This window comes from Collinsella sp. AF19-1LB (assembly GCF_003459655.1).
Taxonomy (GTDB): domain Bacteria; phylum Actinomycetota; class Coriobacteriia; order Coriobacteriales; family Coriobacteriaceae; genus Collinsella.
The window spans coordinates 14,248-40,066 of the sequence record NZ_QRWO01000003.1; the positions used below are offsets into that span (position 1 = coordinate 14,248).

General features: G+C 60.4%; 24 protein-coding genes and 1 riboswitch. Of the genes, 11 read left to right on the forward strand and 13 right to left on the reverse strand.

The annotated features are described in order from the left end of the window. Window positions 1-44: 44 nt before the first annotated feature. From DWX39_RS01440 to DWX39_RS01455, 4 genes are all read right to left on the reverse strand, one after another. The gene (locus DWX39_RS01440) at window positions 45-1,379 is read right to left on the reverse strand and encodes a uracil-xanthine permease family protein (protein WP_117647422.1); all 1,335 of its coding nucleotides are present in this window, start codon (window positions 1,377-1,379) and stop codon (window positions 45-47) included. Window positions 1,380-1,502: 123 nt separating this feature from the next. Beyond that, window positions 1,503-2,636: a 5-methyltetrahydropteroyltriglutamate--homocysteine S-methyltransferase gene (locus DWX39_RS01445; protein ID WP_233502663.1), complete on the reverse strand. Its 1,134-nt coding sequence runs from the start codon at window positions 2,634-2,636 to the stop codon at window positions 1,503-1,505. A 155-nt stretch (window positions 2,637-2,791) separates the two neighbouring features. Beyond that, complete coding sequence (locus DWX39_RS01450; protein WP_117563541.1) at window positions 2,792-3,688, reverse strand: LysR family transcriptional regulator; 897 nt, start codon at window positions 3,686-3,688, stop codon at window positions 2,792-2,794. 10 nt (window positions 3,689-3,698) lie between these two features. Beyond that, window positions 3,699-4,607 carry an HAD-IIB family hydrolase gene (locus DWX39_RS01455; RefSeq protein ID WP_158549063.1) on the reverse strand — a complete coding sequence of 303 codons (909 nt, stop codon included), beginning with the start codon at window positions 4,605-4,607 and terminating at the stop codon, window positions 3,699-3,701. Between the two features lie 163 nt (window positions 4,608-4,770). Next, window positions 4,771-4,881: riboswitch (TPP riboswitch) on the forward strand. Window positions 4,882-4,932: 51 nt separating this feature from the next. On the opposite strand from DWX39_RS01455, the gene thiM reads away from it, so the two are divergent. The 3 genes from thiM to DWX39_RS01470 are packed head-to-tail and all read left to right on the forward strand — an operon-like array spanning window position 4,933 to window position 6,809. Beyond that, window positions 4,933-5,772: a hydroxyethylthiazole kinase gene (thiM, locus tag DWX39_RS01460; RefSeq protein ID WP_233502662.1), complete on the forward strand. Its 840-nt coding sequence runs from the start codon at window positions 4,933-4,935 to the stop codon at window positions 5,770-5,772. Window positions 5,773-5,775: 3 nt separating this feature from the next. Then, the gene (locus tag DWX39_RS01465; protein ID WP_233502661.1) at window positions 5,776-6,117 is read left to right on the forward strand and encodes a thiamine-binding protein; all 342 of its coding nucleotides are present in this window, start codon (window positions 5,776-5,778) and stop codon (window positions 6,115-6,117) included. Further along, entirely contained in the window at window positions 6,114-6,809 is a 696-nt protein-coding gene (locus tag DWX39_RS01470; protein WP_006234517.1) for a thiamine phosphate synthase, read from the forward strand. Before DWX39_RS01465 ends, DWX39_RS01470 begins: the two co-directional genes overlap by 4 nt. Window positions 6,810-6,910: 101 nt before the next feature. Here DWX39_RS01470 and DWX39_RS01475 read toward each other — a convergent pair whose 3' ends face one another. Next, window positions 6,911-7,780 carry a patatin family protein gene (locus DWX39_RS01475; protein WP_187365011.1) on the reverse strand — a complete coding sequence of 290 codons (870 nt, stop codon included), beginning with the start codon at window positions 7,778-7,780 and terminating at the stop codon, window positions 6,911-6,913. Window positions 7,781-8,099: 319 nt separating this feature from the next. On the opposite strand from DWX39_RS01475, the gene DWX39_RS01480 reads away from it, so the two are divergent. Together DWX39_RS01480 and DWX39_RS01485 are read left to right on the forward strand one after the other, a co-directional pair. Beyond that, the gene (locus DWX39_RS01480; protein ID WP_117758258.1) at window positions 8,100-10,817 is read left to right on the forward strand and encodes an EAL domain-containing protein; all 2,718 of its coding nucleotides are present in this window, start codon (window positions 8,100-8,102) and stop codon (window positions 10,815-10,817) included. Between the two features lie 126 nt (window positions 10,818-10,943). Beyond that, window positions 10,944-12,473 (forward strand): diguanylate cyclase domain-containing protein, encoded by a 1,530-nt coding sequence (locus DWX39_RS01485; RefSeq protein WP_117758259.1) that lies wholly within the window; start codon window positions 10,944-10,946, stop codon window positions 12,471-12,473. A gap of 284 nt (window positions 12,474-12,757) precedes the next feature. On the opposite strand, the gene DWX39_RS01490 is transcribed toward DWX39_RS01485, so the two are convergent. Beyond that, a complete protein-coding gene (locus DWX39_RS01490) occupies window positions 12,758-13,078 on the reverse strand; it encodes a DUF3784 domain-containing protein (protein WP_055252192.1) in 321 nt (106 codons plus the stop codon). 334 nt (window positions 13,079-13,412) lie between these two features. Between DWX39_RS01490 and DWX39_RS01495 the strand changes: the two genes are divergently transcribed. The 4 genes from DWX39_RS01495 to DWX39_RS01510 all read left to right on the forward strand — a co-directional run bounded on the left by DWX39_RS01495 (window position 13,413) and on the right by DWX39_RS01510 (window position 16,307). Beyond that, entirely contained in the window at window positions 13,413-14,057 is a 645-nt protein-coding gene (locus tag DWX39_RS01495; RefSeq protein WP_117758260.1) for a flavodoxin family protein, read from the forward strand. After that, a complete protein-coding gene (locus DWX39_RS01500; protein ID WP_022093957.1) occupies window positions 14,054-14,395 on the forward strand; it encodes an arsenate reductase family protein in 342 nt (113 codons plus the stop codon). The genes DWX39_RS01495 and DWX39_RS01500 overlap by 4 nt, the downstream gene beginning before the upstream one ends. Before the next feature lie 86 nt (window positions 14,396-14,481). Continuing rightward, window positions 14,482-15,612, forward strand: coding sequence for a GTP-binding protein (locus DWX39_RS01505; protein WP_055252195.1), 1,131 nt, complete (start codon window positions 14,482-14,484; stop codon window positions 15,610-15,612). Between the two features lie 95 nt (window positions 15,613-15,707). Then, a complete protein-coding gene (locus DWX39_RS01510) occupies window positions 15,708-16,307 on the forward strand; it encodes a tRNA (cytidine(34)-2'-O)-methyltransferase (protein ID WP_117736482.1) in 600 nt (199 codons plus the stop codon). Window positions 16,308-16,336: 29 nt separating this feature from the next. On the opposite strand, the gene DWX39_RS01515 is transcribed toward DWX39_RS01510, so the two are convergent. From DWX39_RS01515 to DWX39_RS01530, 4 genes are all read right to left on the reverse strand, one after another. Continuing rightward, the gene (locus DWX39_RS01515) at window positions 16,337-18,832 is read right to left on the reverse strand and encodes an excinuclease ABC subunit UvrA (protein ID WP_233504163.1); all 2,496 of its coding nucleotides are present in this window, start codon (window positions 18,830-18,832) and stop codon (window positions 16,337-16,339) included. A 10-nt stretch (window positions 18,833-18,842) separates the two neighbouring features. Continuing rightward, entirely contained in the window at window positions 18,843-19,961 is a 1,119-nt protein-coding gene (locus tag DWX39_RS01520; RefSeq protein ID WP_117736484.1) for an AAA family ATPase, read from the reverse strand. A 93-nt stretch (window positions 19,962-20,054) separates the two neighbouring features. Next, entirely contained in the window at window positions 20,055-22,058 is a 2,004-nt protein-coding gene (locus DWX39_RS01525) for a translation factor GTPase family protein (protein WP_117758261.1), read from the reverse strand. Between the two features lie 304 nt (window positions 22,059-22,362). Then, window positions 22,363-22,851: a GNAT family N-acetyltransferase gene (locus DWX39_RS01530; RefSeq protein WP_117736485.1), complete on the reverse strand. Its 489-nt coding sequence runs from the start codon at window positions 22,849-22,851 to the stop codon at window positions 22,363-22,365. Window positions 22,852-22,927: 76 nt separating this feature from the next. Between DWX39_RS01530 and DWX39_RS01535 the strand changes: the two genes are divergently transcribed. Further along, window positions 22,928-23,224 carry a hypothetical protein gene (locus tag DWX39_RS01535; protein ID WP_055310006.1) on the forward strand — a complete coding sequence of 99 codons (297 nt, stop codon included), beginning with the start codon at window positions 22,928-22,930 and terminating at the stop codon, window positions 23,222-23,224. Between the two features lie 67 nt (window positions 23,225-23,291). Here DWX39_RS01535 and DWX39_RS01540 read toward each other — a convergent pair whose 3' ends face one another. Further along, window positions 23,292-23,996 carry a class I SAM-dependent methyltransferase gene (locus DWX39_RS01540; protein WP_117758262.1) on the reverse strand — a complete coding sequence of 235 codons (705 nt, stop codon included), beginning with the start codon at window positions 23,994-23,996 and terminating at the stop codon, window positions 23,292-23,294. Between the two features lie 63 nt (window positions 23,997-24,059). After that, on the reverse strand, window positions 24,060-24,203 hold the full coding sequence (locus DWX39_RS10955) for a hypothetical protein (RefSeq protein WP_158555292.1): 144 nt from the start codon (window positions 24,201-24,203) through the stop codon (window positions 24,060-24,062). 227 nt (window positions 24,204-24,430) lie between these two features. On the opposite strand from DWX39_RS10955, the gene DWX39_RS01545 reads away from it, so the two are divergent. After that, on the forward strand, window positions 24,431-24,832 hold the full coding sequence (locus DWX39_RS01545; protein WP_117635536.1) for a hypothetical protein: 402 nt from the start codon (window positions 24,431-24,433) through the stop codon (window positions 24,830-24,832). Window positions 24,833-24,957: 125 nt separating this feature from the next. On the opposite strand, the gene DWX39_RS01550 is transcribed toward DWX39_RS01545, so the two are convergent. After that, window positions 24,958-25,770 (reverse strand): putative RNA methyltransferase, encoded by an 813-nt coding sequence (locus DWX39_RS01550; RefSeq protein ID WP_117758263.1) that lies wholly within the window; start codon window positions 25,768-25,770, stop codon window positions 24,958-24,960. Window positions 25,771-25,819: the final 49 nt, after the last annotated feature.

Consider the following 25,819-nt stretch of genomic DNA (forward strand, 5'->3'; position numbering starts at 1 on the left):
ATATACGCATGGGCACCATATCTTGTTTTAGCTGGACGCAGTTGTTACTCAGCAGCCTCCTCAAGCTCGGAGACGTCAAACTCAAAGTCGTTACCCGGCAGGATGGCGTTGAGCACGATGCCCACCAGCGAGCCCACGGCAAGGCCGGAAAGCGAAATCGTCACGCCGCCCAGCTCAAGCACGATGGCGCCGGCGGTGCTGTACGCAATGCCGAGCGAAAGCACGAGCACCAGGGCGGCCACCAGCACGTTGCGGTTGTTTTGGAAATCGACCTGGTTCTCGATGAGGTTGCGGACGCCCACGGCGCTGATCATGCCATAGAGCACGAGCGACACGCCGCCGATTACACACGCCGGCATGGCCGCAATGACAGCCGCGAACTTGGGGCAGAACGAGAGCGCAATGGCACAACATGCGGCAATGCGAATCACGCGCGGGTCAAACACACGCGTTAGGGCAAGCACACCGGTGTTCTCGCCATAGGTGGTGTTAGCCGGAGCGCCAAAGAGCGATGCGAGAATGGTCGCCAGGCCGTCGCCAAGCAGCGTGCGATGCAGGCCAGGATCGGCGATGTAGTTACGCTCGCAAGTGGAGCCGATAGCCGAGATGTCACCGATATGCTCGATCATGGTCGCAAAGGCCAGCGGCATAATGGTGATGATGGCCGTCGTGGCAAGACCGCTATCGAACTGCGGGCCAAAGAGCGCAAACACGGTGTTATCCCACACGACGGGCAAGCCAACCCAGGGAGCGGCTGCGACGCCCGAGAAATCAACCTCGCCGAGCGCAGTCGCAACGGCATAGCTCACCACAACGCCCAGCAGAATCGGCACGATCTTGACCATGCCACGGCCCCAGATGTTGCAGATGACGATCACCGCCACAGCGACAACGGCAACAAGCCAATTGGTCTGGCAGTTGGCGATGGCAGAGCTTGCCAAGATCAGGCCGATGGAAATGACGATGGGGCCAGTCACTACCGGCGGGAAGAAGCGCATAACGCGCTTGGCACCAAACGCGCGAAACAGGGCCGCCAGCACCGGATAGAGCAGGCCGGCACAGGCTACACCTAGGCAGGCGTAGGGCAAAAGCTCGGCCTCGCCGTTGGGCGCGATGGCGGCATAGCCCGCGATAAAGGCAAACGAAGATCCCAAAAACGCTGGCACCTTGCCGCGCGATAGGAAGTGGAAGAGCAGCGTGCCCAGGCCGGCAAACAAAAGGGTCGCCGACACCGAGAGACCGGTGAGCACGGGTACGAGCACCGTGGCACCGAACATCGCGAATAGATGCTGCAGACCGAGTAGGAACATGCGCGGGCGACCGAGCGACGACGCATCGTAGATGGCATCGGCGACGGCGGGCGTCGAGGATTGGGACATGGATGTCCTTTCATAATGGAAGGGCGCTCGGGCATATCGGATTACCTGCCCGAACGATACGATCCGAACCATTGTACGCGATGCATGCCGCTCCGACCACGACGCCCCCTGCGAACGGCAGCACTACTTCCAGATGCGCTCGGCGATGCGTTTGACCAGGGCGATCTTTGCCCACTGCTCGTCCTCGGTCAGCTTGTTGCCAATCTCGCAGCTGGCAAAGCCGCACTGGGGAGACAGATACAGGTTCTCGAGCGGCACGTACTTTGCGGCTTCGCGGATGCGCTCGACGATAACATCCTCGTTCTCGAGCTCTGCGGCCTTGGTGGTCACCAAGCCCAGCACGACCTTCTTGCCCGGGGCAACGTAGCTGAGCGGCTCAAAACCGCCGGCGCGCGGCGTATCGAACTCCAGGTAGAATGCGTCGACATCCTCATGTGCAAACAGGTACGGCGCGATGGGGTCATAGCCGCCCTCGAAAGCATAGGTAGAGTGGTAGTTGCCGCGGCACACGTGCGTGTTAATGACGAGGTCGTCGGGCTTGTCCTCGATGGCGGCGTTGTTGAGCGCCACGCCCAGCTCGCTCACCCTTTGCAGGTCAACCGGGCTCATGCCAGTCTTGGACACAAAGTCGGTATCGCAGTAGATGCCCCAGGTGCAGTCATCAAACTGGATGTTGCGGCAGCCCGCGGCATACAGGTCAGCAATCACGGTGCGGTATGCTGCGGCAATGGCATCGACGAGTTCTTCGTCGGTCTTGTAGACGGCGTGCAGACTCTCCTGCTGGCCATCGCAGCGGTCGAGTGTGACTTCGGAGAACGTCTGGATCGGCGCCGGAATGGTCTGGCGCGCGACCTGGCCCTCTCCCTCGAGCGACTTGATAAATTTGAAGTGCTCGACGAACGGATGATTCTCACCGCTAATGGGACCGGTTACCACGGCGGTGTCGGCGGTAGTCTCCTCATCGTGGAACATGTAGCCCGTGCGCGAGGCGCGGCGCTCAATGCCGTTGAGGCCCCACATAAAATCGAGGTGCCAGTAGCTGCGGCGGAACTCGCCATCGGTAATCACCTGCAGGCCGGCAGCCTTCTGCTTGGCCACTAAGTCGCGGATGGCCTCGTCCTCGACGGCCTTAAGGCCGGAAGCGTCGAGTTTACCCGCGACATAGGCGGCACGGGCGTCCTTTACAGCCTGCGGACGAAGAAAACTGCCGACGATATCGGCACGAAACGGCGCGTTCGGTTGAATCGAAGTGCTCATAGATATCTCCCTTTGCATTGGTTGCTTTACTGGGACAGAGTATGAGCGCTCATATGGACATCGTAAAATATGCGTTTATATCAGTTTGATATAGATGCTTCCTATATTAGTTGGGACTGCCATAAAGAGATTTGACCCGTGCAGAACGCAGCAGTCTAGATGTGCTGACGAATCGCTTCGATATAGGCCTGCCCGTAGCGCGTAAGTGTCGTGTTCTTGCGCGTGATGATGCCGATCTCCATGTACTCGTCTACATCGAGCGGAATGGAGATAATGCCGGGGCCGTTAAGTTCATGGCTGATCACGCCCGAACACACCGTGTAACCGTTAAGGCCCATAGCTAGGTTGAACAGCGTCGCACGGTCGCGCACGCGGATATTCTTGCGGCGCTCAAAGGTCGAGGTCAGCTCCTCGGAATAGTAAAACGAGTTGTAGCTGCCCTGCTCATAGGACAGGAACGGGTAGTCTTCCAAGTCCTCGAGCGTCACACTCGAGCGACCCGCCAGCGGATGGTCGGAGCACACAAAGACATGCGGCGTAGCGCAGAAGAGTCCTTCGAATACGAGCTCGTTGGCCGCCAGCATGCGCTCGATGACCTCGCGATTGTGCTCCGACAGATACAGGATGCCGAGCTCGCTTTTCATATGCGCGACGTCCTCGATAATCTCGTGGGTCTGCTCCTCGCGCAGGGTAAAGTCGTAGCGCGCGGCATCGAACTCGCGGATCACATCGACAAATGCATTAACGGCAAAGGAATAATGCTGGCAGCTCACACTAAAGTGCGGCACCTGCTCGGACGTGCCTTTGTACTTGCCCTCGAGCAGGTCGGCCTGGTCGAGCACCTGGCGCGCGTAGCCCAAGAAGGTCTCGCCTTCCTCGGACACAATGACGCCCTTGTTGGTGCGCTCAAAGATGTGTACACCCATCTCGTTTTCGAGATCGCGAATTGACGCGGTAATCGAAGGCTGCGACACAAAGAGCCGGCGCGAGGCCTCGGTGATGCTGCCGCATTCGGCAACTTTGACGACATATCTGAGCTGCTGGAGCTTCATGGCTTTCTCCCTAGACGTTCGTGACGTCGAAACCCGTCGCGTCCATCTGACGCATAAACGACGGCATCTCCCCCGTCGCGGCGCAGGCGGCAATCTGATGCAGAGCCCCGGCAACCGCATCATCTGCCGCAGCGCCGATATGCCAGCGCGCGGCAGCCGTGACGGCCTCGTTGGCATTGGCGACTGCAACGGAATTGGGAACGGCATCGATCATGGGCAAATCGTTATCGGAATCGCCGAATACGGCCACCTCGTCGGGCGTCAGGCCCAAAGCGCGCGCCAGCTCCAGCGCAGCACAGCCCTTGTCCCAGCCGGTCGGAAGAACGTCGAACAGGCGCACGCGGTTGTTGGGAAACACGAGCGAGAGCTCCGGCACCTCGGCGGCAACACGCTCGCGCAGCTCGGCGAGCTCCTCGCGCGAACGGGCACTCCAGATATTCGCCTTGTATACCGGGGCATCGTCAACGACAGGGCGACAGGGAGCCTCTTCGCCCTTGAGCCACGCGTTGCCGCCTGACTCCATGGCGCGACGCACACGCTCGGGATCGCTTGTCACGCAATAGGCGTCGTTGTCCCAAAAGTCATCACCCAGACGGTAGACCTTCAAATAGGTATCGTCGGTCTCTTGCTCCAGGTAGTCGGCCAGGCGCATAAGGGCATCGTTATCAGTTGCGCGCGAGGCAACCGCCTCGCCATCGACAAACATCACCTGGCCGTTGCAAAACGCACCGGTCGAGAAGCACTCGGAGCGATTGCGGAACATCCAGCTCATCGCGGACGGCTGGCGACCCGAAACCGGGCCAAAATGCAGGCCCGCCGCCTGCATGGCATGAATGCCCTCGATGGCGCAGTCGCTGGCGCCATCGTGTCCAGCAGGAATCAGCGTATCGTCCATATCGGTCAGAACAAGTTTGATCATAAGGTCCCCTCGGTCATTCTTTATCCCGTCTATTGTAACGACCTGCCAATAAGGGACAGGTTTATCTTGGCAGGTTTTATCTGGGAAAATGCAGCGCCCCTGTTGCCACCTGCCAAAATAAACCTGTCCCATATTGGCAGGTGCGCTAGTATAGGGAACAACAGATTCGATGCGGGAGTGCCGGCGGTGCAAACCACAAGGCTGAGAGGGCATAGGGCCCAATCCTTTGAACCTGTCAGTTAATGCTGGCGTAGGGAGCATGCCGCCTTTACAGGGGCGCTGTCTATGCACAGCGCCCCTTTTCTATGCCAAGGAGGCATGTGCAGTGATTGATTCGGAACAGCTTAAGCAACATATGGTCAAGGCCGTAGAGGAGATTCGAGCCACCAATCCGATGGCCGGCTCCATCACCAACACGGTGACGATCGACTTTGTCGCCAACGCGCAGCTCGCCGTGGGCGGTTCGGCCGCCATGGTCTATCTGCCCGACGAGGGCGAGGCGCTCGTTGCCGGCGGCGCCGCCATCTATCTCAACATGGGCACGCTCTTCCCCATCTACGAGCAGACGATTCCCCGCGCGGCCAAGGCGGCACACGACGCCGGCAAGCCCTGGGTGCTCGATCCGGTGGGTCTGGGCATCGGTAGCCTGCGCACCCAGCTGGTAAACGAGCTCAAGCAGTACAAGCCCGCCATCGTACGCGGCAACGCCTCCGAGATCATCGCACTCTCCGGCCTGTGGGGTCTTGAGGGCGAGTCGGCCGATCTGAGCCGCGTACGTGGTGTCGATACCACCGACACGGTCGACGCCGCCCGCGATGCCGCCGTGGCGCTCGCTCGCTACACCGGCGGCGCCGTTGTGGTCTCGGGCGAAGTCGACCTGATTACCGACGGCACGACCGTGGCCAAATCCCACGGCGGCAGCCCGCTCATGTCCAAGATTACCGGCTGCGGTTGCTCGCAGGGCGGCGTGCTGGCCGTGTACGCCTGCGCTGCCGATCCGTTTACGGCAGCCGTCTGCGGTACCGCCGTCTACAACGTCGCCGGCACGCGTGCCGCCGCCGTCGCCGATGCCCCGGCAAGCTTTAAGGTCGCCTTTATCGACGAGCTCTACCGCGCAACCGCCCAAGACATCGCCGATAACCAACTCGAGCTCGAGGAGGCATAAGCCATGTCCGAGCCCGCAACCAATGCCGGCATGAACACGCTCGTCGCTGTGGCCATCGCCCCGTGCGGCACCGGCGATGAACTGTCCGCCGAGGTCGCCGAGGTCGTGCGCGTCATTCGCGAGAGCGGCCTTCCCAACCGCACCACCTCGATGTTCACCGAGATCGAGGGCGACTGGGACGAGGTCATGCAGGTCGTGCGCGACGCGACCTTTGTGTTAGCGAACAAGGGCATCCGAACCGAAGTCGTGCTCAAAGCCGATATTCGACCTGGATTTACCGACACCATGACCGGCAAACTCGAGCGCATGGAAGCGCAGATCAAAAAGCAGGAGGAAGCACGATGAGCATCCGCGACAACCTTGATATCTCGGCCTATCTGGTGCTCGGCCCCGAAAACACCCTCGGACGCCCCGTGGGCGATGTGGTGGCCCAGGCGCTCGACGCCGGCTTTACCTGCATTCAGGTGCGCTCCAAGGTGGCAAGCGCCCGCGAGATCATTGCGCTGACCGGCGACGCCGCGCAGGCAATCGCACAGGCCGGCAAGACCGGTCAGGTCGCCTTGCTGATCGATGACCGCCTTGACTGCGTACTCGCCGCACGCGAGCAGGGCATTGCGGTCGACGGCGTGCACGTGGGCCAGAGCGATATTCCCGTCGAGGTCTGTCGCAAGCTGCTGGGCCCCGACGCCATCGTGGGCCTTTCGGCCCGTTGCGAGGAAATGCTCGAGTACGTCAAGACCGCCGACATGAGTCTGGTCGACTACCTGGGCATCGGCCCGCTCCACGAGACCGAGACCAAGCGCGACTGCGGACGCGCAGCCGATGGCTCCATCATCACCAAGAGCTTTGAGGACCTGGCCGCACTCCACGCGGCAAGCCCCGTGCCCATCGTGGTGGGCGGCGGCGTTAAGACGGCCGACTTGCCGCAGCTTAAGGCAACCGGCGTCGACGGCTTCTTTGTGGTGAGCGCCGTCTGCAGCGCCGACGATCCCTACGCCGCGGCCAAGGAGCTTGTCGACACCTGGCAGCAGGCATAGGCATAGGCCGAACAGCTGATTCGCAGCCTCATATCTTCAGCAATGGAAAGCGCATCCCAGTTTGGGCCTCCATTCCGGGATGCGCTTTCCGTATGCGACCCTTACCCCGCCAGATACGCTTCCAACGCCGGCAAAGTCGCCTCTGCATCGTGGCGGCCGACCTGGTAGATGCGCTCGAGCTCATCCGGTTCGCGGCACAGCGACGGCACCTTCACCGATTCGCTCGGCCGCACCACAAAGATTTCCCCGGCAGCCTCTCGACGTGCCAGGTCATCGAGCGTGGCATTGTAGACCTCATGCCGATGCTCAAGCGCTGCAACAAACTCCGGATAGTGACGGAACACGCGCCGCAGCATGGGCATCACGCTGTTGGGCTGCTTCACAAAGCCCGCCGGCTGCGTGAGTACCACGATATTGCGGTCATACCCCTGCGCAAACAGCCATGCGCTGGGAATAGAATCAGCCACGCCACCATCCAGATACTTATGCCCGTCAATAGCAACGGGACGCGTCGCCACAGGAATCGCCGACGATGCCCGGATCCACTCGATATCCCGCTCGTCGCCATAGGGCAGGTCGTGGTAGACGGCCTTGCCCGTCTCGATATCGGTGCACACGCACGTAAACCGCATGGGGCAGGCGCGATACGCCTCCAGGTCGATGGGATCGCGCTCGATGGGCACCTCGTGATAGGCAAAATCGGCATTGAACATATCGCCGGTTCGCAGCCAGCTGGTCACGCTCGCATAGCGTTTGTCGGCGCAATAGGCCTTGTTATAGCGAATGGCGCGGCCGATCTGGCGCGATTTAAAGTTGTAGCCAAATGCCGCGCCCGCCGAGACGCCCACCATATGGTCGCAGGTCAAACCGTGCTCCATCCAAACGTCGAGCACGCCCGCCGTATACATACCGCGGTAGCCGCCTCCCTCGAGCGCCAGCCCCACCGTGCGCGTCATATTTGACTGTGCCATGCGACCATCTCCGTTCCTGCGTTTTAAAACGGAACAAGTATACCCATCAACAAATATCGTCTCAGTCGCATTTTCATCGAACATCGTCGCGTTACCGTTTGGCGAATAATGGCCGCCCGCAACATGGGCACCCCTACATAATTCCATACACTTGTTTATACTACTCAGTAGTTATCAGCCGAGAGCACGAACCGACAAATAAACCCAACGACGCAGCAAGGCGGGGGCTTGGAAACACGCAAGGCGTTGAGCAGCAACGCATGTGCACAACGAGCTCGCCCGACGCAATCCGCCCCGACCTCAGAAAGCCGCTTACAGTATGGATAACGCCAGCAATAATACCGAAACGCTCGAAAAGACCATCCGTGACCTTCTGGAGCGTCAGGACGATCTGATCAGGACCGCCTTTACCGACGAGCTCACCGGACTTGGCAACCGCGGCGGCTTTACCCGTTCCTTAGAGGAACTCTGGGAGCAGGAACTGCCCGTGACCATGGCGTTTATCGACATCGATAACCTTAAGCACTGCAACGACATCTTTGGACATGACGAGGGCAACCGCTATATCTTGCAGGTGAGCCTCTATCTCAAACTGTATATGAAGGTGGACGAGGCGGCATTTCGTCTGGGGGGCGACGAGTTCGCCATCCTATCTACGATTGCGACCGAGGACGACCTTGCCGAACGTCTGGAACACTGCCGAACGGTACTGCTCGAAAACAACGCTTCCAAGATGCCTCACTCGTTTAGCTACGGAGTGGCACACGCCGACCCCGCCCTGGGCGAAGCCCCCAATCGCTTGACGAACGATGCCGATCATCGCATGTACGACTACAAGCTACGTCATGCCGTGCACCTTGATCGACGCAATATCGCACAAGCCCACACCGACGACTTCGAAATAAGCGATCGCATTTTCGACGCCCTTTCGATGCTCAACGAAGGCCGATATTTCTTTATCGAGAACTTGGACAAACATCGAACCCTTTGGTCACAAGGCGCCTTGCGCGATCTTGGTCTTCCTTCGGAGCATATAGACAACTGCCACGATTACTGGAAAACGCGTGTCCATCCCGATGACCTTGAGGCCTATACCAACGACATCGACCAAATCTATGACGGCTCCAAACATCGTCACGTCATGCAGTACCGCGTGCGCAATGCCGCCGGCGATTACATCCTCGGCCGTGCTCGCGGGTTTCGTATCGACGGCGACGGAAATGTCCCCTCGCTCTATGTCGGCGAGCTCGTCAACCACTCGCTTGCCGAGACCGTCGACGCCGCCACGGGTCTCGGAACACAGCGCACGCTGATCAACGCTATCGATGCCTGCCGTCGCGACCGTTGCGAGACGGGGCTTATAGCAGTGCGCGTTCGCGGCACGGCAAAGCTCAACGAGCTCTACGGGGCCGAGGCCGTCGACAACATGCTCGCCGAATACGCAGGCCGCATGCTGTCGATTACTCGCGGCAGGAGTCGCGTCTTCCGTTCACGCAACGCCCAGTTCGTCGTGCTTAGCAACAATTTGGATCACGAAGCATTCGAGCAACTGATCCAACATCTCAAAGAGGCCGTTTTCGCTCCCGTTCGAATCGCGGGCGACACTATTACCCCCGTCTGTCTTGTCGTTCCGGCCTTTTACGAGCACCTGACCAATCAAACGGCCGCCGTTTTAGGCGAACTCGACCGTCGCATTCGCACGGCCGGCGGGCTTGTTCCCAACGACAGCCTCCCCATACCCGAGGTGGAGCGCAAAAGCGCCATCGCCGAACGCATCGATCCGCTCACGGGTCTCTATCGACCCAGCGAGTTTATGCGCCGCGCCAACGAATTTCTCGAGACAAGGCGCAACGGCGCCTGGTGTATCGCCACCGTCGATATGGGGCACATGCGACTGTTCAACGAATGGCACGGACAGGCCGAGGGCGACCGCGTACTCGCCGATGTGGGCACGGTTCTCAAGGACATCGAGAATGCCGCCATGGGCGTCGCAGGGTACTGGGGCCAAGACGATTTTTGCGTACTCATCCCCTTTGAACACGACACCGTCCATCAGATCTATAGCCGCATTCGCCAGGCCGTGGCCAAGCATGATGACGGCGTGGGCTTCTGGCCGTCCATGGGCGTCTACCCCATCGACTCCAACGAGGAAATCACCATCGATGCGCAGGCCAAGGCCATGTTTACCAATCGGCGCGCAAAAAACGACTTTAAGGAGCGCATTGCCATTTTCCGCCCCGAGGAATACGAACACGAAATCGCGTTCCACCGCACGCTGACCGAATTCCAGTATGCGCTCTCAAACGGCCGCATTACCTACTACTTGCAGCCCCAGGTCGACATGGAAACCGGCGAGATCGTTGGCGCCGAGGCGCTCACACGCTGGATTGACAAGGATGGCTCCCTCATTTCACCTACCACCTTTATCCCCGCTCTCGAGGAAAGCGGTTTTGTGGTGACGCTCGACAAATATGTTTGGCAGGGCGTCGCCTCGTGGCTGCGTGAGTGCATCGATCGAGGGCTGCGCGTAGTTCCGATCTCGCTCGATGTGTCGCGCGTGGATATCCTTGCCTGCGACGTCGCCGAGCATATGGGGGCGCTTGCCGCCCAATACAACCTACCGCCCGAGCTCATGCGCATTGAGATCACCGAGACGGCTTATACGGGAGAGTCCGAGGCCGTGGATAAGCTGACGGCCGACCTACACACTCGCGGTTTCTCGACCTACATGGACGATTTTGGCACCGGCCAGTCTACGCTCGCGATGCTCAAGAACGTCAACGTCGACGTCATCAAGCTTGATCGCACGTTTGTGCCCACCGACCGCGATCAAAGCCGTAGCGCGCAAATCGTTTCATCAATGCTCGAGATGGCGCAATCGCTCCATCTGCCCGTTGTAATCGAAGGCGTCGAGACAAACGAGCAGGCGAACATGCTGCTCCAAATGGGTGCCCACTACGCTCAGGGCTTCCTCTACTACCGCCCCATGCAGGCAAAGGATTTTGAGGCATTGCTCGATGGCGGTAACAAAAACTGATACGCTCGCGCGCAAAACGATACCGCCGAAGGGGCGCTTGTCCCCATTGGCTAACTTATGCCCCCAATCCAAACCGAATTGGGGATATGATGCAAACCACTGTTGTGCCCAAGGAGGTTATCCATCATGAACGAGTCGTATCGCCTGGGCGAGCAATCGATCATTGCTTATCTTCAGCGACTTGCGAACGGGGTCTCGACCGCCGAGCTCGATGTTGCCGCGCTGCCCACGGAGCTGTGCGCCATCGGCGAGCAGCTACAGAAGACATTTGCCATCCTGCAGCAAGAACGCGAGCTGCTTGAGCGCGGCGCCTATATCGATTCGCTCACCAATCTTGGCAACCGTGCTGGACTCCACCGTTATGCCGAGCTGCTTTGGCACAAAGGCACCCCCTTCACCTGCGCCTATATCGATATCGATCGCCTTAAGCATTGCAACGATACGTTTGGCCACACCGAGGGCAATCGCTACATCCTGAGCATCTGCCGTGCACTCACCGAGACAATGGAACCCAATGACCTGCTGTTCCGTATCGGTGGAGACGAATTTGTACTCGTATCCCCCACGACAGATGAAGCCGAACTCGAGCAGCGCCTGGAGCGGACGCGCACCAACCTTATCGAGGCAACATCGGGCGGCAAAGCGCCCATGATCGCTAGCTTTAGCTTTGGCTGCTCGCGCGTCGACCCACTCGCTGGCGATACGCGTCGCCAGATGACCATGGACGCCGACCGCAAAATGTATCGCTACAAGCTCATGCACCGTGTGCAGCAGCCGAAGGAAAACGACGCATCCATGCGCCCAATCGCCGATCAGCCTCCCTGCAACGACCGGGTGTTCCAAGCGATCTCCATGAGCTCCGAGACGCGCTATCCGTTTATCCTTAACCTCGATACCGGCGAATCGCAATGGTCGATTAATGCCGTGCGCGATTTTGACCTGCCCTCCCAGCATCCCTATAACTCGCTCGATATGTGGCTCGCCCGCGTTCACCCCGAGGACCGCGACAACGTGCGCAGCGAGCTCGATATGGTGGTAAACGGCGCGTGGCACTTCCATTACATGCAGTATCGCGTCATGAATACCGCTGGTAAATATGCGCTGTGCGAGTGTACGGGCTACCGCTTGGATAGCACCGAAACCGAGCCCAACATGTATGTGGGCATTATCATCAACCGAAGCTTGGCGGATACGACCGATTCCGTGACCGGCCTGGGCGATATCCACGCCCTGGTCAACGCCATTGGCGAAATGCGTCGCGTGGCGCGCAAGGCAGGCCTGGTCGCCATCAAAATCGACGACATCGCCAAGGTCAATGCCCGCTTTGGCTTTGATGCGGGCGACCGCGTTTTGGCAGAAAGTGCCGCCTGCCTCATGGACTGTTCGCGCGGCAAGGGCCGTCTGTTCCGCTCGACCGGACCGATGTTCGTGGCGCTTTTCGATGACCTTGATCCCGAAGAGACCGACACGATCGCAGAAGAAATCGAGCGGTTCTTGGGGTCGCCCGTACTCTTTGGCTCATTTGAATATCAGCCGCCCATTCGTGTGGCCACACTTCATCTGGACGCCGTCGACCGACAGCCCGTTTCCATTTTGAACGAGCTCAAAGCGCTACTTGAAGAGGCACCACAAGTACCGGGCACCAAGCTGGACTAGCGTTATGGGGCGCATGATGGTTAATTTCCGATCTCAACCGAACACATTGGGCAAATAGGTCGTACCCGCAGTTAGCCGAACGTCCCCGCAGTCCCTCCCGGGGCCCGGGGGCACCGTTTCGATACTCTTGGTTTACTTTGCCTGATGCAAATAAGTGCTCAACAAGATAGAACCTATCCCTCGCCACGGATATGCCCTCGAGTAAATCTGTTAAGCCAAGCCTATCAAATTCTATTGACAATTGGCTGCATTGGTCCATTTTGTCGTCCAGCCACTTCCGCTGGCTACCGCCTCATAAACACAAACCTAACGAGCCGCACGAACGACAAAGAGGCCAAGCTGAACAGAAGTAGAACCAAAACTTCAAAAACGCTGGTATTCCAATCGCGTACCCAGTCCTCTACCGCCCACAAGAAAAACAGCAGCCCCATCCATAACGTCACAGAAGAAATCAGCTTTGCGTAAGGGCGTATATCAATCTCGCTCTCCCTTTTTGTGACATCATATCCAGCAATTGAGCAGAGCCATCTTCCTCTTCGGTATTGGATTGAAAGGACAATCAAGGCAATCGAAGTCATCAAGCAAACAGCATCCTCTGTTTCCATAGAGTTTCCTTTGCTTTCCATCCTAGTTACGCATTCACAATCGAATCAAACCAAGTATGAATTACTCGATAGCAACCGCCTTAGTATAAACCATAGCCGCCGCAGCAGCCCGCCTTCCAAGGCCTCAAAGCTCGCCATCGAGGGCGACCCGCCCAGACCCCTTACAATCTGCTCGCACGAGGCCCCGCACTCCAACATCCTCTGGACCGTATCCCGCTCGTACCTGGTGAGCGTGCCTGCCGTGGGCCCTCGGGGCCGGCATCGTGCCCCACGCCATCTGCCCGCTCGTGCGATAATCCTCTGCAGAAGTCACCGACAGCAGAGGGAGTTTGTGATGAAGGTTCTTTTGGTCAATGGCAGCCCCAAGGCAAACGGCAACACGGCCCGCGCACTCGCCGAGGTCGCCGAGCAGCTCAACGTCGAGGGCATCGATACCGAGATGTTTCAGCTGGGCGCCAAGCCTATTCGCGATTGCATCGGTTGCGGCCAGTGTGGCAAGCTTGGCGGTCGCTGCACCTTTGACGACGACGTGGTCAACGAGCTGATCGCTGCCGCCGAACAGGCCGACGGCTTTGTCTTTGGCTCGCCTGTCTACTACGCGCACCCCAGCGGCCGCATTCTCTCGGCACTCGATCGCGCATTCTATGCCGGTAGCAAAGCTTTTGCACACAAGCCGGGCGCTGCCGTCGCCGTCGCCCGTCGCGGCGGTACGTCGACGACCTTCGACGTGCTCAATAAGTACTTCACCATCAACCAGATGCCTGTGGTAGCGTCCACGTACTGGAACAACGTGTTTGGCTGCGTGCCCGGCGACGCCGACGGAGATGCCGAGGGTCTGGCCACCATGCGCAACATCGGCAAGAACATGGCCTGGCTCCTGCATTGTATCGAGGCAGGACAGGCCGCTGGCATCGAAGCTCCCGAGGCCGATCGCGCTAGGACCAACTTCATCAGGCAGAACGGCGGAACCAAACAATGAATATTCAAATCTTTGGCACCAAAAAGTCCTTCGACACCAAGAAGGCCCAGCGCTATTTTAAGGAGCGCCGCATTAAGGTGCAATTTATCGACCTGAAGGAAAAGGAGATGAGCAAAGGCGAGCTCACGAGCGTGATGCAGGCGGTCGGCGGCATCGACAAGCTGCTCAACCCCAAGGCCAAGGACGAGGAGACGCTCGCGCTCATCCAGCACCTCACCCCTAGCCAGCGCTTCGACAAGTTGCTCGAGAACCAGCAGGTTCTAGCCGAGCCCATCGTGCGCAACGGCAAAAAGGCCACCGTCGGTTATTGCCCCGATGTATGGGGAGCCTGGGAGTAGCCTGTGTTATTTGCCGGCGCGTGGGTATAAGAGCAGGCGTTTGGCATAAGATTCAACTGTAAGCCATGTCTAACAAAGGAGGGCACATGCCCAACAAACCCGTGAAGATCATCATGCTTACCGGATACCTCGGTGCCGGCAAGACCACACTGCTCAACCACATCCTCGCTAACGACGGCGGCATCCGCGCCGCCGTGATCGTCAACGATATCGGCGAGATCAACGTCGACGCCAGCCTCATCGCCGACGGCGGCCTTTCCGAGACCGACGACCTCATCCCGCTCACCAACGGCTGCATCTGCTGCACGCTTTCGGACGACCTTGCCAACCAGCTGCAGGGCATCGCCGATTCGGGCAAGTTCGACTACATCATCATCGAGGCCTCGGGTATCTGCGAGCCTATCCCCATCGCCTACACCATCTCAAGCTTCTGCGACGAGGCCAAGGTGGGCGGCCAGCCCAAGCTTGCACTCGACAACATCGTGGCCGTGGTCGATTGCGCCCGCATGTACGACGAGTTCAACGGCGGTCGCGACCTGCTGGCCGAGGATATCGACGAGGACGACATCGAGAGCCTGCTCATCCAGCAGATCGAGTTCTGCTCCACGCTGATCCTCAACAAGACCGATACCGTGAGCCCTGAGCAGATCGCCGAGCTCAAGGCTATCGTGCGCAGCCTGCAGAAGGACGCCGTGATTGTCGAGGCCCAAAACGGCGAGGTCCCCATGGAGGAGCTGCTCGACACCGACCGCTTCGACTTTATGCGCGCCTACAACTCCGCCGCCTGGATCGAGGCCATGGAGCATCCCGAGGAGCACGACGACCCCGAGGTGCTCGAGTACGACATCGAGACCTTTGTGTACTCGCGCCGCAAGCCGTTTGACCTGCAGAAGTTCACCGATTTTGTTGAGCAGGAGTGGCCCGACGAGGTCATCCGCGTCAAGGGTCCGCTGTGGCAGACCGGCGATCCGGACATGTGCTACATGTTCGAGCAGGCCGGCCACCAAATGCGCCTGATGGAGAACGGTCTGTTCGTTGACTCCGCGCCCGAGGGCGAGAAGCAGAAGATCATCGACGAGAACCCCGAGATCATGCAGATTTGGGACGACGAGACGGGCGACCGCATGACGAGCCTGTGCATCATCGGCCGTCACATGGACAAGGATGCGCTCATCGCCTCCCTCGATGCCTGCCTGACCGACTGGCACCGCGCCTAGATTTATCCAAGCGGGCATTTTTCCGCCTACGTAACCGCCAAACCACCACGAAGGTGCCCTTCGTGGTGGTTTTTCGTTCTGAGCCAAGGAGATTCATGTTCAACATTGTGCTGTATGCGCCCGAGATTCCGGCCAATACGGGCAATATCGGCCGCACCTGCGTGGTTACCGGCGCCCGCCTGCATCTGGTGGAGCCGCTGGGGTTTTCGCTCGACGACAAGACGGTGCGTCGCGCCGGCCTGGGCTACTGGCAAAATTTGGACGTGACGACCTATGCCGGCTGGGAGGATTTCCTTGCGCGCAACGGCCTCTCCCCCGCCGACGAACGCCTGCATCTGCTGACCAAAAAGGCGCGCCGCACCTATGCGCAAAGTACCTACCGCGACGGTGACTTTTTGGTCTTTGGCAGCGAGAGCTCGGGGATTCCCGAGCCACTGCTTGCCGCGGCGCCCGAGCGCTGCGAGCGCATCCCCATGTTGCGCGATTGCGACTCGCTCGAAAACGCCGACGCCTGGGAGGCCCACGAGGAGTCGCTCGGGCATACCGAGGACAGCCACGAAGCCATCCTTCGACAGGATATCTGCGGCAACTTCGTCAATCCGGACGACTACCGCATCAGCGCACTCAACCTCTCCAACAGCGCCGCCATCGTCCTCTACGAGGCTCTGCGCCAAACAGGCTTTCTGGGAATGTGACAAAGGGACGGTCCCTTTGTCACATTCGGTTATAGGTAGCGGCCGGTGATGCTTGCGGGGCATGCCACGATGTCGCCCGGCGTGCCGACGCAGACGATTTGCCCGCCTGCGTCGCCACCACCTGGGCCCATGTCGATTGCGTAATCGGCGTTACGGATAAGGTCGAGGTCGTGCTCGATTACGACGACTGTGGCGCCCTTGGCAACGAGGCCGTCGAACACACTCAGCAGCACCTGAACATCGAGCGGGTGCAGGCCAATTGTGGGTTCGTCGAACACGAATACGGCATCATCCTGCACGCGGCCCATCTCGCTCGCGAGCTTAAGGCGCTGCGCCTCGCCGCCCGAAAGCGCCGGCGTGGGCTCGCCGAGCGTGAGATAACCCAAGCCCAGGTCGTGCAGGGTCTGTAAGCGCGCCTGAACTTTCTTGAGCCCCACCGTAGCGTCGAGGGCCTCGTCCACACTTATGTCCATGAGCTGCGGCAACGTAAGCAGGCTCCCGTCCTTGCCCTCGCGATGGATATGCGAGGCCGCGTCTGCATAGCGTGAGCCGCGACATGACGGGCAGACGATCTCGACATCGGGCAAAAATTGCACGTCGAGCGATATCGAACCCGTGCCATCGCACGTAGGGCAGCGCAAGGCGCCGGTGTTGTAGCTAAATGCGCCCGCCTTGTAGCCAGCTGCCTTGGCCTCGGGCGTACGGGCGAAGGCGCGACGCAGCTCGTCATGGATGTCGGCATAAGTCGCCACCGTCGAGCGCACGTTGGCGCCGATGGGCGTAGCGTCAATCAGGTTGGCGCGTGCGATGCCCTCGGCATCGATCCAGCGCACATGGCTTGGCAGGCGCTCGCCAGTTGCCTGAGCCTTGAGCGCCGGGATGAGCGTCTCGAGCACCAACGTCGTCTTACCCGAACCCGAAACGCCCGTCACCGCGACGAGACGACCGCGCGGTATATCGACTTCGAGCGGTTTGACGGTATGGATGGCATCGGTCGCCATGCGGATATGGCCCTGGTCGAACATTTCGTCGTCAGCCACCTGCGGCCGCAAGCGCTTGGGCTCCGAGCGCAAAAACGGGGCGATGCGGCTGTCCTGCGATTGCTCGACCTCATCCACCGTACCGGCGGCGATCACATTACCGCCGCCCGCTCCGGCAACGGGGCCCATCTCGACCAGATAATCGGCTTCCGCCAATACGCGCGTGTCGTGGTCGACAACGACCACGGTGTTGCCGTCATCCACCAGATCGCGCATTACGCCTACCAAGCCGTCAACATTGGCAGGATGCAAGCCGATCGAGGGCTCGTCGAGCACATACAGCACGCCCGTCGAGCGGTTGCGCACCACGCGGGCAAGCTGCACGCGCTGGCGCTCACCCGTGGAGAGCGTAGCACCGGCGCGGTCGAGCGAGAGGTAATCGAGCCCCAGGTCGACCAGGCGACGAGCCGCGCTCAAAAACGAATCGCAGATATCCGTCGCCATGGGCTGCATCTCGGCCGGCAAGGATGCGGGCACCCCGCGCGCCCACTCAATCGCCTCACCCAGCGTCATGGCCGCGGCCTGCGCCAGATTGATACCACGCACCTGGGGCTGGCGCGCAGCCTCGGAGAGACGCGTGCCGCCGCAGTCACGGCACGGGCCCTCGCGCAAAAAGCGAGCCACGCGCTTAAGTCCCTTATCGTCCTTAACCTTGGCGAGCGCATTCTCGACCGTATAGACGGCATTGTAATAGGTGAAGTCGAGCGGCGTGGCGCCCTCGCCTTTTTTGGGAACGTAGAGAATGTGCTTCTTAACCGCCGGACCGTGGAACACAATGTCGCGCTCGGCGGGCGTGAGCTGGTTAAACGGCACGTCGGTGCGCACGCCCATCTCGCCGGCTACCTGCTTCATCAGATCCCACATGAGCGTACCCCAGGGAAGCACCGCGCCTTCGTTGATGGTCTTTGACTCGTCGGGCACCAGGCTCGCTTCGTCCACCTCGCGCATGACACCGGTGCCGCCGCAGGTAGGGCACGCACCGCCGCTGTTAAAGGCAAGGTCCTCGGCACTCGGCGCGTAGAACTCGCGGCCGCATGCGGGGCACGTGAGCGACAGGCCCGCAGCCACGTTAAGGCTCGGCTCCACACGCGCCCCGCAATGTGGGCACACGTGATGGGCACAGCGGCTAAAGAGCAAACGCAGACTGTTGTTGAGCTCGGTCATGGTACCAAAGGTCGAGCGCACGCCTGGCACACTGGGACGCTGATGCAACGCGAGTGCCGCCGGTACGTGCAATACCTCGTCCACCTGGGCGTGCTCGGCCTGCGTCAGGCGACGTCGAGTATAGGTGCTGAGCGCCTCCAGGTAACGGCGCGAGCCCTCGGCATAAAGAACTCCCAGCGCCAGCGAGCTCTTGCCCGAGCCCGACACGCCGGCAATGCCCACGAGCCTCCCCAGCGGAATATCGATATCGATGTCCTTGAGATTGTGGACACGTGCACCGCGCACCTCGATAGCCTGCGGGCTCATCTTCTGTTCCGTCACCTTTATCACCCTACTCATGCCATAAAACGCGGTCGCGGATATACTCGCCCAGCATGGGCACGGTAAACCGCACAAGGCCGTATCCGGCGGCCTCGATGACGCGCTCGCGAATCAGGCTTGCGCGATATTTACTCGCCCAGCTCTGGGTACGGTCGCAGCGCTCAATGATATCCGCCGTGCGCGTCGGCTTGTCCTCGTCAACCGCCATAGCCTCGATAAAGAGGCGCTGAGGGCTGCGCAGACCGTAATACAGAGGTGCGTCAACCGCTTCGTAGAACTCGGAGACGGCATCCGCATGGCCATTCTCGACATCGCGCCTTTCGATGACCTGCGAGCCACGCCGGACAGCAGACCGCCACATGTAATAGCCCACCAGCTGAACCATATAGGGATGCCCCATGCTCTTGCGCGCCGCAAGGTCCGCCGTCTCCGCGTCAACGTAAAGACCAGCGTCTTTGACCGTCTGGATATACGAATCGCGCACTTTGGGCAAAGATATTGCCCCCAACGTACGCTGCTGGGCACGCCGCAAAAACGTCACGCTCGGCTCTTCGAGCAGATCGTCAACCATACTGGGCAAGCCGGCGAACGCCAGCGCAAGACCGCGCTGGTCGCTATCGGGCAAGCCCGTGGCATCCTGGTCTCCGAGCACCTGCTGATAGAGGACGGCAAGAGCCGCCAGTTCCTCGATAGACACCGATTGTGCCTCGTCAATCGCAAACAAGACGCCCTTGCCCGGACCGAGCTTCTTGAGACGCTCGTTGACCAGCCCTCGCAATGTCTCGCCTTTTGCCCGCGCCGCCTCGACCGACATCCGGCCAAACGACGGCCCAAACTCCATTGACGTCACAACGGGTTTATTCGAGCGAAGCGCGTCGGCCAAGCGGTCGCACAAACCAAGCGAAGCGGAATCGGAGACAACCGCCCATCCGCGCTCGCTGGCTAGACGTTGCAGCTCCCGCAGGAGAACCGTTTTGCCATAGCCGCGGTTTCCCGTAATGAGCATGAGCCTGCCCGGCGCTCCGGCGCCGTTGTCGAGCCCTTCCTCAAAATCTTCGATGACCGACTCGCGACCGATGAGTATCGGAGGCCGCTTACCAGCTGTGGGCTTAAAGGGATTTGGATTCATATCGGCCTCCTCGGATTGGCAAACCCTGGTAACAGTTATACCAACTTATACCGAGTTATACCAATAGCATGTGACAAAGGAACTGCCCCTTTGTCACATGTGGCCGAAAAACTCGGCGTCTGCTGCTCGCCAGGGGCGGAAGGTGGCGGGATCGACCTTTACGTGCGCCGCAGCGGGTGCGTCGTACCATTTGACCGTGTAGCCGGCGCCGTGGGCGCAAAAGACCGAGTCGGGCGTGTTGGGCAGATCGGCCTCGGGCTCGTAGGCGGCAGCCTCGATTACGCGCTCGCCATCATGGCAAGCCGCATAACCGGCGAACTCCAGGTACAGATGCCCGCGACCGCTCGTGTAGGCAGCCACCTCCAGCGCATAATCTTGCACCTCGGATGCCGGAACGCGACCCACAAGCTTCGCCCGGTCTCCCGCCATCGTCGGCGGCTCGTACTCGGCACTCATGCGCGTGGCATCCGAGAGCGCCCGGCCCACGCACTCCCCCGGCACCTCGAGCTCAAAGCGATACCACGGCTCCAACAACACCGCCGCGCCGGCCTCGCGCGCCTGCATCAAACCCTGGCGAATCGCGCGGTACGTGGCCTGGCGAAAATCGCCGCCCTCGGTGTGTTTGGCATGCGCGCGGCCGCCCGCGAGCGTAATGCGCACATCGGTGATGGGCGAGCCCGTCAGCACGCCCAGGTGGTCGCGCTCCATAGCGTTGGTGAGTGCCAAACGCTGCCAGTTAAGATCGAGCTCGTCGGCCGAGGTCACGGTGCCAAACTGCACACCCGAACCCGCCGGCAACGGCTCCAGGCGCAGATGCACCTCGGCATAGTGGCGCAGCGGCTCAAAGTGGCCCACGCCCTCGACCGGCCGCGAAATAGTCTCCTTATAGAGAATGCCGCCGGGCTCAAACTCAATCGAAAGGTCAAAGCGATCGGCCAACACCCGCTGCACGACCTCGAGTTGCACGGCGCCCATCAACTGCAAGTGAATCTGCTCAAGATGCGTATTCCAGCTTACGCCGAGCATGGGGTCTTCGTCCGTCAGCTCAGCCAGCGCTTTAAACACCGCATGGACATCATGTTCGCCCGGGAGCACCGTATAGGTGAGGACCGGCGCAATGACGGGCGCATCGCACCCGGGCTCCGCACCCAAGGCATCCCCCGGGCGAACGTGCGCAAGACCCGTCACGGCACAAATACCGCCAGCGGCAACTTCCTGGGCAAGCTCGTACTTCTCTCCGTTATAGATGCGCACCTGATCGACCTTTTGCTCCCATGCCTCGGCGCCGGAACGCCCGTCAATCATCTGTTTGGCATGCAGTGTGCCGCCGGTCACTTTAACCCAAGCCAAGCGCTCGCCACGAACACCGCGGCTGACACGATAGACACGCGCGGCGAACTCCGGCGGCCACGCCTGCTCACGCATCAGCGTGCACATACCATCCAGCAGCTCGCCCACGCCCTGATCCTTGAGCGCCGAGCCGGCAAAGCAGGGAAAGAGCCTGCGCTCGGCAACCATGCGCGAAAGCGTTGCAACGGAAAGCTCACCCGTCTCAAGAAACTCCTCGAGGGCTGCCTCGTCCAACGCGGCAGCGTCCTCCCAAGCGGCGCCGCCCGCCAGCAGTTCGTTCGCATCGAGGCAGCCCTCGGAAAGACGCTGCCCAAGTTGTGCCAGCAAAACATCGCGGCCGGGATTCTCCAAATCGATTTTGTTGATATAGATGAACGTCGGAATGTCATAGCGCGCAAGCAGGCGCCACAGGGTTTCGGTGTGCCCCTGCACGCCGTCGTTGGCACCTACCACCAAAATCGCGTAGTCGAGCGCACGCAACGTGCGCTCTGCCTCGGCCGAAAAATCCACGTGTCCGGGAGCGTCCACGAGCATGACGCGGGTATCACCGTGGTCGAACACGGCCTGCGACGAGAAAATCGTGATGCCGCGCTCGCGCTCGATGGCGTTGGTATCCAGGTGCGAGTCGCCATCGTCCACGCGGCCGCGCTTGCGAATGCGACCCGCGCAGAACAGCATGGCCTCGGCCAGTGTGGTCTTGCCGGCATCGACATGCGCCAAGATTCCAACGACCGCTTGCTTCGACATGGCTCTCCTCTTATTGCAAGCCCGTCGCACTCGGCAACGGGCATCCTCGTTCCACACTGGATGATACAATTTACGGGCCGGCGGGCGAAGCGGGCCCTATCCCCCGACCAAGCTCATCGCCCTGCGTTGCCGCGCGGCGATTTTCGTAGGTTCGCGCCTTACGAAAGCCGGCACCTCCCCTTTTGTCTGCCCGGTCTCATCTGAGGCGGTAACAATGCGAGTCCCACAACGACGCGTTTTACCAAAAATGGCCCCACGCGGGGCCATTTTCATTTCGATGAAACGCTGGTATGTGACTCGGCCCTTATGCCTCGCGCAGCCAGTCGAACGCAACGCGCGGCGTGCCGTCGGACACATACACGACGCCGGCGCGCTCGAACCCTGCCTTGAGGCTCGCACCCTGCATGGGCAGGTTGTCCGCGTGCGTATCGATACGCAGATGGTCGGCACGCTCCTTGGCAAAGGCAAACATCGCGGCCGCGATACCGTGCACGGTGCCGTCGGACGCCACGCGGTGCAGCACGGCGTACGGAGTGTCGCTGCGCCACTGACCGTCCTCGATGACGTCATAGCACTCGTCCGGGCCCGGCAAAAAGGCAAACGTCGCCACCACGCGACCGTCGACTTCGCACACATAGCTGCCACCGGCGGCGATATCGGCAGCCAGCTGCTCGGCCGAAGGCGTGCCCTCGGGCCACTGCGTGGCGTTGCCATGCGCGCGCATAAAGGCGCGGGCGGCATCATAGATAGCCATGACGGCGGGAATGTCGGTCTCGAGGGTTTTTCTGATCATCACGCGGCGACCTCACGTTTATTGGTATCACTTTGATTGAGCAATGATACCAGCGTTTGGAAAGGGCAAGGAGCGGATGGGAAGCAAAAAGCGAGCCGCCTGGTCAAAGGCCAAAAGCGAGTTTTTGGGCGCTGCCACCGGCGGCGATATGAGCGACCTGTTTGCGCGCGAGGACGAGCGCCGCGATGCCCTGGACGCCGAGCGCGATGAGGCTTGGCGCTACAAATCGTGCGAGCGCAAAAACCGCTACGACACACGCGCCGAGGCCGAGGCCGTTATGGCCGACTGCGAAAACCGTGGACGGCGTGGTTTGGCCTGCTACAAATGCGAATACTGCGGCGGGTGGCATCTGACGTCGCATCCTTGGAAATAGGCTCCGCAACGGAGCGGCGCTCACGCAGCGGCACGGCACCGACACATCGCCGGCCATCACGCGCAGGCTACGGGCGCGGCGGCACCAAAACATCGTAGCGGACGGCCTTGCCCGCAAGCTGATAGCTCGGCTTAACGCCGGCAAGCAATGGGCCCTTCACCGGCCGTTTGATAACGACCTTGCGCGGCCGCACTGCAAGCGCAGTTTTAACCAGCGTCTCCTCATCGGCACACGGCTGTTCCAGATGGTGCAAGAGCTGGAACTTCTTTTTGACCGCCGCGCTCTTGGTGCGCTCAGGAAACATGGGGTCCAGATACACCACGTCGGGAGCCGCGAGCTCATCGCGCTCGACCAGCTCAGCCGTATGGCGAAGGCCGGCAATGCTGTCCTCGCCCGCATGTAAGTGCATGCGCGCCACGGCGGCCGCAAGCGCCGAATCATCTGCCGCGCGATCCAGGGCATCCTGGAGCAGCGCCGCGATCACGCAATCCTGCTCATACAGATCGACGGTAAAGCCCGCTGCCGCCAGCAGCAGCGAATCCTCGCCAAAGCCTGCCGTGGCGTCAATCGCCCATGGTTGTTCGATGCCTTTTGTGCGCGCAGCCTTTACCAACAGCTCTTGCTGCAGACGACCCTGCTTGAGCCGTGGAAGCATGCGGCCAAAATCGGCACGCAACTCCATCGTGCCGTCGGTGAGCGTAAGGCCCTCGGACGTCCGCACGAGCTCGAGCCCAGCAGCCCGAGCAACAGAAAAGGGATCGACGACGCCCATGGACACTCCTTAGCAAACAAAACGAATACATGGGCGCCATTCATGTCGGCACCCAACCGTCCGTTATTGTCCCACATGCGACATGGTCCACAGCATCCCAATGCAAAGCACCGCCATCAATACCGTGCACACGGCAGCGATCACAGAATCACTCATGCGCCTTCCCAGCGACCGCGGCTCATCCACTTGCTTGACTCCGTACATCATGGCTCCTCCTTCGGTCCAGCTCTTACCATGGCCTCATCATCGCAGCGCCGCGCATGCGCTGCCATCGATTTGACTTACGTCCAGCTTTCCTTTTTGAAAGGTTGAACCGTGCAGGCAAGAGACGCTTTCAGGCGCATGCATCGCCGCGTTGAACTACAATGTGCTTCACCATATGTGCAGCACATAGGGTGCGCCAGGTTGGCGTACTCGTATCGAAAGGACCAGCCATGAGCTTCACTCGCAAGACACTCAAAATCCTTGCCCTGATTTATTTTGTTCTGGGCATCGCCAGTCTCGTCATAGGAATCGCCGGCATCGCGACCGGCAAGTTCGAGTCCACCTACGGATCGAACGCCATGCTCGCCGCGGCCGTGATTATCGCCAAGGGCCTCATCGATCTTGCCGCGGGCGTTGCGGGCATCAAGGGTGCCAACAAGCCTTCGCAGGTTGACGGCGCGTTTAAGCTCGGTATCGTTGCTGCAGTCGCCACGCTTGCCCAGGCGGTGCTCACGCTTCCCGCGTTTGGCGGCGACGCCATCAACTTTGGCGCCTTTGTCATCGTGGTGTACGACCTGTTCTTTGTTCAGCAGGCGCACGCCGTCAAGGCCGAGAACAAGGACCGCCTGTAAGCGCTCGCTTCTCATAGCCTCTGCAGCCAAGCAACTAAAAAGGGCCGATCGCACATCTCCGCGGTCGGCCCTTTGCATTTGCCCAGATAAAACCTGCCAAAATAAACCTGTCCCTTTTTGGTAGATTAGTGGCGGTACTCGGCGATGATGAAGTCGATATCGGTTTGAAGGGTGTCCAGGTTTGCCAGGCGCTCTTTGTCGGCGGGGCGCGTACGGTAGTAGTACGGCGTCATCTGGAACACCGCCTCGATGTCAGCCTGGGTCTGGAGCGTAATGTTCGCAGACACCCGCTGCGTTCCCACCAACTCGAGCTCGGTCGTCTTCGGCAGCTTCTCGTCGTTAAGGTACGGCGTGTCGTAGAGCACCTCCTTGAGCCCAAACAGATGACGGGCACCCGGCACCACGGTGTAGAGCGAGCCCTCGGGCGCCAGCACGCGGGCAAACTCGCGCTCGTTAAAGGGAGCGAAGAGCTCGGTCACCATATCGAAGGCGCCATCGGCCACGGGGATGTCCTTCATATTGGCCACAAAGTAGGTCGCATCGCCGCGCTTGGCGGCCAGGCGCACCATCTCCTTGCCCAGGTCGAAACCGTAAGCATCCACGTCCGGCACCGCACCCATGGCGCTAGTGTAGTAGCCCTCGCCGCAGCAAATATCGAGCAAGGTCATGGGGACGCCTGCAGACGCCGCGCGCCCAGACACCTGCTTGCGCACCAGCTCGACCATCGCATCGCGCAACGGCGCATAGTAACCGCGGTTCAGAAAGTCGCGACGACTACGCGCCTGCGACTTGGGATCGCCCATGGAGTCGCCGCTCTTGGACGAGCGCAGTAGATACAGATAGCCCTCGCGCGCACGATCAAACCGGTGTCCGCCCGCGCACACAGCACCGCGCTCATCGTCCACCAACGGCTCATGGCAAACGGGACACAACAACATGGCAACTCCTTAGCGCGAACAACACAACGCCCACCATTGTCGCACGCCT